The sequence below is a fragment of the Micromonospora lupini str. Lupac 08 genome (genome assembly GCF_000297395.2).
Lineage (GTDB): Bacteria > Actinomycetota > Actinomycetes > Mycobacteriales > Micromonosporaceae > Micromonospora > Micromonospora lupini.
Genome location: NZ_HF570108.1, coordinates 2396284 through 2409260 on the forward strand (window position 1 = coordinate 2396284; position 12977 = coordinate 2409260).

General features: G+C 71.3%; 8 protein-coding genes. 6 read left to right on the top strand and 2 right to left on the bottom strand.

Features of this window, described 5'->3' with window-relative positions:
* Positions 1-38: 38 nt before the first annotated feature.
* The 6 genes from MILUP08_RS12100 to MILUP08_RS12125 all read left to right on the top strand — a co-directional run bounded on the left by MILUP08_RS12100 (position 39) and on the right by MILUP08_RS12125 (position 9390).
* Positions 39-1085, top strand: coding sequence for a FecCD family ABC transporter permease (locus MILUP08_RS12100; protein WP_007457970.1), 1047 nt, complete (start codon positions 39-41; stop codon positions 1083-1085).
* On the top strand, positions 1082-2179 hold the full coding sequence (locus MILUP08_RS12105; protein WP_007457971.1) for a FecCD family ABC transporter permease: 1098 nt from the start codon (positions 1082-1084) through the stop codon (positions 2177-2179). The genes MILUP08_RS12100 and MILUP08_RS12105 overlap by 4 nt, the downstream gene beginning before the upstream one ends.
* Positions 2180-2199: 20 nt before the next feature.
* On the top strand, positions 2200-3063 hold the full coding sequence (locus tag MILUP08_RS12110; protein WP_007457973.1) for an ABC transporter ATP-binding protein: 864 nt from the start codon (positions 2200-2202) through the stop codon (positions 3061-3063).
* Positions 3063-4007 carry an ABC transporter substrate-binding protein gene (locus MILUP08_RS12115; protein WP_007457974.1) on the top strand — a complete coding sequence of 315 codons (945 nt, stop codon included), beginning with the start codon at positions 3063-3065 and terminating at the stop codon, positions 4005-4007. Before MILUP08_RS12110 ends, MILUP08_RS12115 begins: the two co-directional genes overlap by 1 nt.
* Before the next feature lie 189 nt (positions 4008-4196).
* On the top strand, positions 4197-4439 hold the full coding sequence (locus tag MILUP08_RS12120; RefSeq protein ID WP_007457975.1) for a hypothetical protein: 243 nt from the start codon (positions 4197-4199) through the stop codon (positions 4437-4439).
* A 136-nt stretch (positions 4440-4575) separates the two neighbouring features.
* A complete protein-coding gene (locus tag MILUP08_RS12125; protein ID WP_202805210.1) occupies positions 4576-9390 on the top strand; it encodes an FG-GAP-like repeat-containing protein in 4815 nt (1604 codons plus the stop codon).
* A 222-nt stretch (positions 9391-9612) separates the two neighbouring features.
* On the opposite strand, the gene MILUP08_RS12130 is transcribed toward MILUP08_RS12125, so the two are convergent.
* Together MILUP08_RS12130 and MILUP08_RS12135 are read right to left on the bottom strand one after the other, a co-directional pair.
* The gene (locus MILUP08_RS12130) at positions 9613-10257 is read right to left on the bottom strand and encodes a hypothetical protein (RefSeq protein WP_007457977.1); all 645 of its coding nucleotides are present in this window, start codon (positions 10255-10257) and stop codon (positions 9613-9615) included.
* A gap of 158 nt (positions 10258-10415) precedes the next feature.
* A complete protein-coding gene (locus tag MILUP08_RS12135; protein ID WP_007457978.1) occupies positions 10416-12929 on the bottom strand; it encodes a DEAD/DEAH box helicase in 2514 nt (837 codons plus the stop codon).
* Between the last annotated feature and the right edge of the window lie 48 nt (positions 12930-12977).

Here is a 12977-nt window from a genome sequence, read left to right on the forward strand (position 1 = left end):
AGGTTAGGCGAACCTAAGCTCGAACGTGCAGGAGACTCGTGACCACCCTCGCCGCCCGGCCGACGCCGGCCCGCAACCGGTCCGGTGCCCGTACCGGCCGACGGGTGGCCGTCACCGCCGGAGCCGCGCTGGTGCTGCTCCTCGCCGTGCTGGCGAGCTTCGCGCTGGGCAGTCGGCAACTCGGTGTCGGTGCGGTCTGGCACGCCCTCGTCGCGCCGGACGGCAGCGACGCGAGCACGATCGTCCGGGAACTGCGCATGCCGCGTACCGCCCTGGGCCTCGCCGTCGGGCTCGCGCTCGCCGTGGCCGGAGTGCTGTTCCAGGCGCTCACCCGCAACCCCCTCGCCGAGCCCCGCATCCTCGGCATCAGCGCCGGCGCGTCGTTCGGCGTGGTGCTCGCCATCTCGGTCTTCGGCGTCGGCACGCTCGCCGGCTACGTGTGGTTCGGCATCGCCGGGGCGCTTGTCGCCGGGCTGCTGGTCTTCGCCATCGCCAGCCGGGCCCGCGAGGGCGCCAGCCCGGTCACCCTCGCGCTTGTCGGCGCGGCGCTCGACGCCAGCCTCGCCTCCGGGGTGTACGCGCTGCTCAGCATCGACGCCCGCACCTTCGAGGAGTACCGGTTCTGGGTGGTCGGCGGGTTGGCCGGCCGGGACCTCGGCGTCACCGCCCAGGTGCTGCCGTTCGTCCTCGTCGGCCTGCTGCTCGCGGCCCTGGTGGCCCGCGGTCTGGACGCGCTGGCCCTCGGCGACGACGTGGCCCGCGGCCTGGGCCACCGCATCGGGCTGGTCCGCCTCGGTGGCGGCCTCGCCGCGGTGCTGCTGACCGGTGCCGCGGTGGCCGCAGCCGGGCCGGTCGCGTTCGTCGGGCTGGCCGTGCCGCACCTGGCCCGCGCCCTGGTCGGCGCGGACCACCGCTGGACCCTCGCCGTCTCCGCGCTGCTCGGGCCCGCGCTGCTGCTCGGCGCCGACGTCGTCGGCCGGCTGGTCGCCCCGCCCGGCGAGATACCGGCCGGGATCATCACCGCCCTGATCGGCGCGCCGCTGTTGGCCGTGCTGGTCCGCCGCGCCCGGGTGGTGACCGCGTGACGACCACCCAGCGCCCCGTCCCCGGCCCGGCAGGCACCGCCGGCTCGGCCGGTGTCGACAGTGCCCGGCTGCCGGGGCGGTCGCTGCTGCGGGTCGGCCCGGTCAGCCTGCAGATCCGCCGCCGGGCGGTGCTGGTCGCCGCCGTGCTGACCGTGCTGCTCCTGCTCGCGATGCTGCTCAGCCTCTGCCTCGGCACCCCGTACGTCGCCCCGGCCGACGTGCTGCGCGCCCTCTCCGGCGCCGGGACCCCGTACGACCTCGTCGTCTTTGATCTGCGGTTGCCCCGGATCGTGCTGGCCGCGGTGGCCGGGGCGGCCTTCGGCGTGGCCGGCACGCTGATCCAGAGTGTGGCGCGCAACCCCCTCGCCAGCCCGGACGTCATCGGCATCACCCAGGGCGCCGGCCTCGCCGCGACAGTGGCCCTGACCAGCGGCGCGGCGGCGGTGCTGGTGGCGCCCAGCGCGCTGGTCGGCGGCCTGCTGGCGGCGGTGCTGCTGTTCGCCCTCGGCGCCCGGCACGGACTGGCCGCGCAGCGGTTCGTCCTCGCCGGCGTGGCGGTCGCGTTCGCCTTCCGGGCGCTCACCGAGGTGGTCATGCTCACCGCCGACCCGATCGACGGCCTGCGGGCACAGATCTGGCTGATCGGCACCCTGGCCGGCAAGGGTTGGACCGAGGCCGCCTGGATCGCCGGCACCCTGCTGGTGCTGCTGCCGGTGCTGGCCTGGGCTGGCTGGGCCCTGAACAGCACCGCCCTGGACGACGACACCGCGCGCGGTGTCGGGCTGCGTCCGGTGGCCCGCCGGATCGGGCTCGCCGGCACCGGCGTGCTCGTCGCCGCGATGGCCACCGCCCAGGTCGGCGCCGTCGACTTCGTGGCGCTTGTCGCGCCGCAGCTGGCCCGCCGGCTGGTCCGCGCCGAACGGCCCCCGCTGGTCTGCGCCGCGCTGCTCGGCGCGCTGCTGCTGGTGCTTGCCGACCTGGCCGGCCGGCGGCTGCTCGCACCCACCCAACTGCCGGCCGGTGTGCTGACCGCCGCGATCGGCGGCCCGTACCTGATCTTCCTGTTGCTCCGTGGACGACGGCGGTCGTCGTGACGCCTGCGAGGAGTCGTGTGATGCTCTCCACCCGGGACCTGGTCGTCGGCTACGACGAGAGGACCGTGCTCGACGGGCTCACCCTGGACCTGCCGACCGACGCGTTCACCGTCATCGTCGGGCCCAACGCCTGCGGCAAGTCCACCCTGCTGCGCACGATGGCCCGGCTGCTGACCCCACGGCGCGGCACGGTCCTGCTGGACGGCACGGCCATCCGCGATCTGCCCACCCGCGACGTGGCCCGCCGGCTCGGCGTCCTGCCGCAGAGCCCGCTGGTGCCCGAGGGCGTCACGGTGGCCGACCTGGTCGGGCGCGGCCGGCAGCCGTACCAGCGGTGGTGGCGGCAGTGGTCGTCCGACGACGGCGCGGCCGTGGACGAGGCGATGAACCTGGCCGACGTGGCCGACCTGGCCGACCGGCCGGTGGACAGCCTCTCCGGCGGCCAGCGGCAACGCGTGTGGATCGCCATGACCCTGGCCCAGGACACCGACGCCCTGCTGCTGGACGAGCCGACCACCTTCCTCGACCTGGCCCACCAGGTAGAGGTGCTGGATCTGCTGCACCGGCTGCGCGTCGAGCGCGGCCGCACAGTGGTCGCCGTCCTGCACGACCTCAACCAGGCCGCCCGCTACGCCGACCACCTGATCGCGATGCGCGCCGGCGCGGTGGTGGCCGCCGGGCCACCCCGGGAGATCCTCACCGCCGACCTGGTCCGTGACGTGTTCGGGCTGGCCTGCGTCGTCGTGCCCTGCCCGGTGACCGGCGCGCCGCTGGTGGTGCCCGCGCACACCAATTCGTCGACGGCGTCCGTGCCGGACGCCCGACCCGCCACGGGCGACGCGGCCAACCCGCTCGCCGGCACGTACCCCTCGAAAGGACTCTGATGCGTCGTCTCGTCGCCGCTCTCGCCGCGGCCGTCGCCCTCGGGGCCGGCCTCACCGCCTGCGGTGAGAGCGACCCGGTCGCCGGCTCCGCCACCGGGGAGACCCGGGAGATCACCCACGCCATGGGCACCACCAAGGTCCCGGCCGCGCCGAAGCGCGTCGTCGTGCTCGACACCGACAAGATCGACACGGCGCTGTCGCTGGGCATCACACCCGTCGGCGCCGCTACCGCCGGCGAGGCGAAGAGCTGGCCGACGTACTTCGGCGCGGACAAGCTCGCCGGCATCAAGGAGGTCGGTGTGCTCGCCGAGCCCGACCTGGAGGCGATCAACGCCCTCAAGCCGGACCTCATCCTCGGCAGCAAGTTCCGCCAGGAGAAGTTCTACGACGAGCTGGCCGCCATCGCGCCCACCGTGTTCACCGACAAGGTGGGCATCACCTGGAAGGACAACTTCCTCCTCGACGGCAGGGCGCTCGGCCGCGAGCAGCAGGCCAAGGACCTGCTCGGGGCGTACGAGAAGCGGGCCAAGGACTTCGGCGCCACGCTCGGCGACCCGGCCGCCCGCAAGGTGTCGATCGTGCGGTTCATCCCGGGCAACATCCGGGTGTACGGCCCGGAATCCTTCTCCGGCATCGTCATCGGCGACACCGGCCTCGGCCGCCCCGAGCGGCAGATGCTCGCCAACAAGGAGGACAAGCGCTTCGACCTCGTCAGCCCCGAGCGGATCAACGAGGTCGACGGCGACGTCATCTTCGTGACCGCGTACGGCGACAAGGCCGCCGCCGAGCAGGCCAAGGTGGCCGGTGGGACCCTGTGGAAGGGCCTCGGCGCGGTCAAGGCCGGCAAGGCGTACCCGGTCTCGGACGAGGTCTGGATGACAGGCATCGGCGTCGGCGCCGCCAACAAGATCCTCGACGACCTCGCGAAGTATCTCGCCGGCTGATCTCGACGTGAACGGCAAAGGAGTGGCTGTCCGTGTCGGACAGCCACTCCTTCTCGTTGCGCTCCAGCCCGCCGGGTTTGCTGATGGCGCATCATCGGGTGCGCTGTCGCCTACCGGACGCCCACTGCCTGCGGATCGGCCTACGCTGCGGCAATAGAAACTCATGGTTCTCCTGGCGAGGAGCGGGACGTGAATCCTCCACGGCGCACGGTTCGGACCCGCTTCTGGGTCGAGATCGCGTCAGCGGCCCTTTTCGGAGTGCTGTTCGTGCTGACCCTCCTCTGGAAGGACTGGCTCGAGGCGTTCGGTTTCGAGCCCGACAACCACGACGGCACGGTCGAGTGGCTGATGGTCGCGGGACTCTTCGTCCTGTCCGCGGTGTTCGCCGTGTCCGCCCGCTTCGAGTGGCGGCGGACCGCACTCGCGCAGTAGGGACTGACCCGGGAGGGCCCTCGTGCCAACGATCAAGGATGTCAGCCCGACCCGGTCCAACACGCCGAACCGGAAGTCGGGACAGTTCACGACGGGGCGGATGTTGTCCCTCGACAGCTCCGATGATGGTCAGTTGGTGTTCGCCGGCTCATTCTCGAGCAACCTCTGGGTCTCGGAGGACGGCGGTGAGTCGTGGTCACAGGTCGAGCGGCCAGAGCCGGGTGCGGGTCAGTTCGGCGTGCCGGGCGCGATGGGCGGCTACTGCGTGACGTCGATCGCCGTCGCGCCGGACTCGGCGCGCTGGGCCGTCGAGCGCAACCCGCGCCTGCTGGGCGAGATCTCCGCGGACCCCGGCGCCGGCATCGTCGGCTTCGGGGACACCGGCTTGTGGACCGCGACGACCAGATCGGACGGTACGTTCACCGCGCCCCGGCTGCTGTCTGCGGACTTCGGGACGCAGGCCGGCGGTTGGCAGGTGGACAGGCACCCGCGCTTCGTGGCCGACCTGACCGGTGACGGCCGCGCCGACATCGTCGGTTTCGGGGACGCGGGTGTCTGGGTCGCCCGCAACAACGGTGACGGCACGTTCGGGGCGGTGCAGTTCGTGTTGGCGGATCTGGGTTATGAGTCTGGTTGGCGGGTGGAGAAGCATGTTCGGGTGTTGGCGGATCTGACCGGTGATGGTTGTGCCGACATCGTGGCGTTCGGCGATGACGGCGTGTACGTGGCTCTCAGCCAGGGCGATGGCACGTTCGCGTTCACTCCGGTGCCGGCGATTCCTGATTTCGGGTATGACGCTGGTGGTTGGCGGGTGGAGAAGCATGTTCGGGTGTTGGCGGATCTGACCGGTGATGGTTGCGCCGACATCGTGGCGTTCGGCGACGACGGTGTGTGGGTCGCGTTGAACAACGGTGATGGCACGTTCGCGGGGCCGCGCTTCGTGTTGGCGGATCTGGGTTACGACTCTGGCTGGCGGGTCGAGAAGCACGTCCGGACGCTGGCGAACCTGACCGACGGCGGTGGCGCGGACATCGTCGCCTTCGGCAACGACGGGGTCTACGTCGCACTCGGACAGGGCGACGGCACGTTCGCGTTCACGCCCACACCCGCCCTCGCCGAGTTCGGTAACAACGCCGGGGGCTGGCGGGCCCTCCGGCACCCGCGCCTCGTGGCCGACGTGACCACCCTCGGTCACGCGGACATCGTCGGCTTCGGCAATGCGGGTGTCCACCTCGCCCGCAACAACGGGGACGGCACCTTCCAGCCGTCGCAGCTCGTGGTGCGCGACTTCGGCTACGACTCGGGCTGGCGGGTGGACAAGCATCCCCGGTTCCTCGTCGACGTGACCGGCGACGGCCACGCCGACATCGTCGGCTTCGGCGACGCCGGCGTCTACGTCAGCCGCGCCAGCGGGACCTCCTTCGAGCCACCGCGGCTCGTGCTGCCCAACTTCGGTGCCGGGGCGGTCGTGCTCGCCCTGGCCCAGTGCGACCGCGAGTCACAGGATGCCGGCGTGTGGCGTTCGAGCGACCGAGGGGCGAACTGGACGCGCGTACACGGCTTCCCCCGCTCCACCGGCCAGGCACGGCTGCCCGGGGCCGGGCAGCTCGTCTGGGCGCCGGGCACCGCGAACCTGGTCTACGCCGCCGGCGGCAGCTCCCTCGCGGTCAGCACCGACGGCGGCGCCACCTTCGCCGACGTCATGCCCGTGCCGGGCGGCGGTTTCCAACCGGTCAACCACGTCGCGGTCGCCGCCACGCCTCCGGGCGCTCTCCAACCCGCGATCGTGTACGCGCTCGCCAGCCGGAAGGTCTTCGTCTCCGTCGACGCCGGCCTGACCTGGGTCCCCGACCTCGGGCCGGTCCCGGCCACCATCGGCGGCGCGACGGGGCTCGCGAACGCGCCGAACGAGCGGGTCATGGTGGTCTCACCCCGCTCGCCTCTGGAGGTCTTCGCGACTGCCGACGCCAACCTGGTCCCGCCCGAGCTGTGGCGCGGCGACTACACGCAGTTCGGCCAGACCAACGCGTCGCGGTGGACCCCGGTGCCGCTGCCTGACCTGCGGAATCAGAAACAGTTCAGCGGTAACGTCTTCGTCGCCGCCACCCAACCGGGTCACGGCGAGGTGCTGTTCTACGGCCCGCAACGCGCGAAGGTCTTCGCGGCCCCGCTCGATCCCGCGTCCGCGGCGGACTGGCACGAACTCGACGACGGTCAACACGCCCATGTCGACCTGCACGGGATCTTCCTGTCGCCCGACTTCGCGGCAACGGTCCAGGACGGGTCGTACGCGTCGACCTCCGGCACCGTCTGGATGGCCAGCGACGGAGGCATCTTCCGCAGCACCGACGGCGGTCGGAACTTCCACGCCGCGGGCAGCATCAGCACCCTCTCCGTCGTGAACATCGCCGGCGTGGCGATCCCGGGTCGTGGCCCGGTCATCTCGCTCAACACCGGCGACAACGACGGCTTCGCCTCAGCCGACGGCGGGCGGACGTGGCGGCCGCAGGACTACGGCGGCGGCGACAACGACTGCTCCTTCGCCGATCCGCTGCGGCCGTCCTCGATGTTGGTCTTCACGCCGCGCTGGGATGCCCAGGGTCGGTTCGCCACCGGGGGAACGGGCCAGACGCTCGCCGTCTACGGTGCCCCACCCGGCGAGCTGCCGGACGTCACCAGCAGCACGCGACGGCAGATGATTCCGGGGCCGTCCCTGCGCCCCGGTTCGACGATCTGGAACGCGACGAGCGGGTTCGTCATCCGCGGCTACCGCCCCCTCGTGCACGACCTGCCGGGCGACGCCCCGCAGCCCGACGACCAGGTCTTCATCCGCTTCTTCGGCAACTTCTCGTCCCGGGACCTGGGGACGTTCCCCAACAACCTGGCCGTGCTGCTGCGCGCCCGCAACCTGCGCGACGTCACCAAGCGCACGGACTGGGACACCCCCGGCGGCTGGCGGGTGGACAGGCACCTCCGCCTGCTCGCGGACGTCACGGGAGAAGGTCACGCGGACGTCGTCGGCTTCGGCGACGCGGGCGTGTGGACGGCGTTGAGCACGTCCCGCGGCTCGTTCGCCGACCCGCGGCTGGTCCTGGCGGACCTGGGTTACGAGTCCGGCTGGCGGGTCGAGAAGCACCCACGGCTGCTCGCCGATCTGACCAACTCCGGTGGCGCCGACATCGTCGCCTTCGGCAACGCGGGCGTCTATGTGGCGCTGAGCAACTCCGACGGCACCTTCAGCTTCACGCCGGTGCCCGTGGTCACCGACTTCGGGCACGATGCGGGCAGCTGGCGGGTCGAGAAGCACCTCCGGTTCGCGGTGGACCTGACCGGTGACGGCTGCGCCGACATCGTCGGTTTCGGTGACGCCGGCGTCTCCGTCGCGCTGAACAACGGTGACGGCACGTTCGGGGCGGTGCAGTTCGTGTTGGCGGATCTGGGTTATGAGTCTGGTTGGCGGGTGGAGAAGCATGTTCGGGTGTTGGCGGATCTGACCGGTGATGGTTGTGCCGACATCGTGGCGTTCGGCGATGACGGCGTGTACGTGGCTCTCAGCCAGGGCGATGGCACGTTCGCGTTCACTCCGGTGCCGGCGATTCCTGATTTCGGGTATGACGCTGGTGGTTGGCGGGTGGAGAAGCATGTTCGGGTGTTGGCGGATCTGACCGGTGATGGTTGCGCCGACATCGTGGCGTTCGGCGACGACGGTGTGTGGGTCGCGTTGAACAACGGTGATGGCACGTTCGCGGGGCCGCGCTTCGTGTTGGCGGATCTGGGTTACGACTCTGGCTGGCGGGTCGAGAAGCACGTCCGGACGCTGGCGAACCTGACCGACGGCGGTGGCGCGGACATCGTCGCCTTCGGCAACGCCGGCGTCTACACCGCCCTCGGCAACGGCGACGGCACGTTCGCCTTCACCCCCGTTCCCGCCGTCCCCGACTTTGGCTACGACTCCGACTGGCGGGTCGAGCAGCACCCGCGATTTCTTGCCGACGTGACAAGCGCCGGTCACGCCGACATCGTCGGTTTCGGCGACGCGGGCGTCCTCATCGCCGTCAACCGGGGCGACGGCACCTTCCCGCCGCGGCCACTGTTCGTCATTCCCAACTTCGGCGCGGGCGAGGGTGGGCCGTTCGAACAACAGGGGCCGTTCCTGCCCGACCCGAACGTCGGCATCGTCCAGGCGTCCGGGGGGCACAGCGGCACCGTGTTCGTCGTCGGCGGAGATGACGCGCGTCGGCTCTGGAAGTGGACCGACGGGATGCCCGCGTGGCAGCAGTTGGTGCCTGGTGGGGGAGCGGGGCAGGCTCGCCGGTTCTTCGTCGACCCGTACCGGCCCAGCCTGCTGTACGTGTTGGACCGCGAGCACGTCATCCGCTCCGACGACGGTGGCGTCACGTGGCGTGTCGACGCCAGCCTGGAACAGATGCTCACCTGTGGCGGCCGCATCGGCGCCGACCGTGACGAGGATGCCGACGGTCAGGGCGACCACTACGGCTCCATCCTCAGCGACATGCAGTTCGATCCCGTCAACCCGGGGCGTCGCTTCGCCGTCGGTCTCGCCGGTGCGTTCATGACCACCGACGGCGTGGTCTGGACTCGTCTGCTCGACACGGGTGCCGTCCGTGGCCGGCCCGCCAACTGCTACTTCGACTGCGTCTCGAACCCTGCGGACCCGGCGCTGTACGTGTCGTTCGCGGGGCGGAGCATCATGCGGATCAGCGGCTTCGCGGTGACCGGCGCCGCGGCGGCGACAAGCGCGGCTCCCGCGGTTTTCGAGGACCATCAGCCGACTTCGTCTGACCTGCGACGGTCGTTGTTCCGCACGAGGGACGGGCAGATCGGCACGGCGCAGGCCATGCCGGACGAGCGCGTGCTGCTCACCTTCGACGACGGCCGGTCGATCGTCGTCGACGCGGACGAGATCACGCCGCACGACGACCGGCTCTGACGCCCGACGGGCTCTGGCGACCGGCTCTGACCACCGGCCGGCTCTGGCGACCCGCTCTGACGCCCGGCCCGGAATCGACCGTCACGGCGGGCGGGCGTGACTTCGTGGATGGCCGAAGCGCCCGTCTCTGCCCCCGCCGTGGAGGGCGGGGGCAGAGACGGCGATGGGCTGTGGCGAGCCGCCCGTCCGGGTCGCTGGCTGGACCCGGACGGGAGGCGGCGATCAGGCGGCGGTGGACCAGATCGCGCGGAAGGCGGCGGCCTCGCCGGAGAGCCAGCGTTCGATGTGCTCGGGCTTGGCGTCGGTGGGCATGCGGTGGGCCTGGCCACGTCGGACGTCGACCAGGACGGGTTCGGCGTGCGGGAGCACCGCGTCCATGTGTCGGGCCATCAGGTGCAGGGTGGCGAGCACCGACTCCTCGCTCGGTGGGGCCTCGTCGAAGTGCAGGCGGACCGCGTCGGCGTGGCCGTCGGCGTGGCGTACCCCGAAGTGAGGGTTGATCTTGACGGGTAGGTCGCCCAGCATGGCCAGGGCGTCGCGGGTCTGGGCGAGGTCGACGGCGGCCGGGTCGCCGAGGGAGTGCAGCCAGGCCGTGGCGCCGGGCACCAGCGCCTGGTAGAGCGGACGCCAGCGCGGCTTGACGATGTCGACCACCCCGGTCAGGTGGGTGCCGCCGGTGTGGAAGGCGATGTCGGCCTTGAGTGCCTTGACGAACTGGCCGTGCGGGTTGAAGCCGGAGCGGCTGGCCCGCTGCTTGCGCAGGCCACCCACGAAGGTCGCCTTGGTGGGGCCGGTGCGGTCGACGTAGCGGGTGAAACCGAGCAGCGTTGCGTAGGGGGTGAGAGGCGTGGAGGCGGGAGCGGTCACGGGCGTCCTCCCTAGTCGTAATCCTGCAGGTCAGGAACTCGATTAGTACATACATTCTAATCGACACCTCTGACATCGCCCAGCGAAAACGGGGGTGCGGAAAAGGCGACAAAGGGGGCCGTCCGCAGTGCGGACGACCCCCTTTGTCGGGAGGACTGTCAGAGCTGGCCGACGTCCGTGATCCGGACGACCGCCGCCCCGACCTCGTCCGAGGCGACGAGGTCGATCTCGGCGCTGATGCCCCAGTCGTGGTCGCCGTCCGGGTCGTCGAAGATCTGCCGGACCGTCCACCGCTCCCGGCCCTGCTCGATCATCAGCAGCGCCGGGCCGCGGGCGTCGGGACCAACCCCGATCGAGTCGTACGCCTCGAAGTACGGCGCGAGGGCGTCGGCCCACGCGTCGTAGTCCCAGCCGTCCTCGGCGTCCAACTCGGCGAGCAGGTCCCAGCGGCGCAGCGCGGCCAGCTCGACGCGGCGGAACAGCGCGTTGCGCACCAGCACCCGGAACGCCCGCGCGTTGCGGGTCACCGCCGGCGGTCGGTCGGTCAGCGCGGCGTGCGCCTGGGCCACCTCGGCCACGTCGGACGGGTTGCGCAGCCGCTCCCACTCGTCGATGAGGCTGGAGTCGACCTGGCGGACCAGCTCGCCGAGCCACTCGATGAGGTCGATCAGCTCCTCGGTCTTGGCGTCCTCGGGCACGGTCTGGCGCAGCGTCTTGTACGCGTCGGCCAGATAGCGCAGGACCAGGCCCTCCGAGCGGGTCAGCCCGTAGAACTGCACGTACTCGGTGAAGGTCATGGCCCGCTCGTACATGTCGCGGACGACGGCCTTGGGGGAGAGCTGGTGGTCGGCGACCCACGGGTGGCCCTGCCGGTACATCTCGTACGCGGCCTCCAGCAGCTCCGCGAGGGGCTTCGGGTGGGTCACCTCGTCGAGCAGCTCGAGGCGGGCCTCGTACTCGATGCCCTCTGCCTTCATCGCGGCGACCGCCTCGCCGCGGGCCTTGAACTGCTGCGCGGACAGGATCTGCCGGGGGTCGTCGAGGATCGACTCGATCACGCTCAGCACGTCGAGGGCGTACGACGGGGACTCGGCGTCGAGCAGTTCGATGGTGGCCAGGGCGAGGGGGGAGAGTGGCTGGTTGAGCGCGAAGTCGAGCTGGAGGTCGACGGTGAGCCGGATCCGCCGGCCCGTCTCGTCCGGCTCGGGCAGCTCCTCGACGACCCCGCCGGCCCGCAGCGCCCGGTAGATGGCGATGGCCCGGCGGATGTGCCGGCGCTGGGCGGCCGGCTCCTCGTGGTTGTCGGTGAGCAGGTGCCGCATCGCGGTGAACGCGTCCCCGGGCCGGCCGATGACGTTGAGCAGCATCGAGTGGCTGACCTGGAAGCTGGAGGTCAGCGGCTCCGGCTCGGCGTCGACGAGTCGGTCGAAGGTGGGCTGGCCCCAGCCGATCGAGCCCTCCGGCGGCTTCTTGCGGACCACCTTGCGCCGCTTCTTCGGGTCGTCGCCGGCCTTGGCGAGGGCCTTCTCGTTGTCGATGACGTGCTCGGGTGCCTGCACCACGACCCGGCCGATGGTGTCGTAGCCGGCCCGACCGGCCCGCCCGGCGATCTGGTGGAACTCCCGGTTCTTGAGCAGCCGGGTACGGACCCCGTCGTACTTGGACAGGCCGGTGAACAGCACCGTCCGGATCGGCACGTTGATGCCGACGCCGAGGGTGTCGGTGCCGCAGATGACCTTGAGCAGGCCAGCCTGGGCGAGGGTCTCCACCAGGCGGCGGTACTTGGGCAGCATGCCGGCGTGGTGCACGCCGATGCCGTGGCGGACCAGCCGGGACAGCGTCTTGCCGAAGCCGGAGGTGAATCGGAAGCCGCCGATCGCCTGGGCGATCATGTCCTTCTCGGCCCGGGTGCAGACGTTGACGCTCATCAGCGCCTGGGCGCGTTCCAGCGCGGCGGCCTGGGTGAAGTGCACGACGTACACCGGGGCCTGCTTGGTCTCCAGCAGCTCTTCCAGGGTCTCGTGCAGCGGCGTCATGGCGTACGAGAAGATGAGCGGGACCGGCCGCTCCGCCGTGCGCACGACGGCGGTGGGCCGTCCGGTGCGTCGGGTCAGGTCGTCGACGAACCGGGTGGTGTCCCCCAGGGTGGCGGACATCAGGATGAACTGGGCCTGCGGCAGCTCGATGATCGGCACCTGCCAGGCCCAGCCCCGGTCGGGCTCGGCGTAGAAGTGGAACTCGTCCATGATCACCTGGCCGACGTCGGCCTTCGTGCCCTCGCGCAGCGCCAGGTTGGCCAGGATCTCCGCCGTGCAGCAGATGATCGGGGCGTCGGCGTTGACGCTGGCGTCGCCGGTGAGCATGCCGACGTTCTCGGCGCCGAAGACCTCGCAGAGCGCGAAGAACTTCTCCGACACCAGGGCCTTGATCGGCGCGGTGTAGAAGGTCGTCCGGCTGTCCGCGAGGGCGGCGAAGTGCGCAGCGATCGCCACCAGGCTCTTGCCGGAGCCGGTGGGCGTGTTCATGATCAGGTTGGCGCCGGAGACGATCTCGATGACCGCCTCCTCCTGATGGGGATAGAGGTCGAGGCCGCGCTCCTTCGCCCAACCGGCGAACGCGTCGAAGAGGGTGTCGGGGTCGGCGCTTGTCGGCAGCGCGGCGGTGAGCGTCATATCCCGTCCATGGTGCCTGGATCATGCCCCCGCGCGCCAACCCGGCCT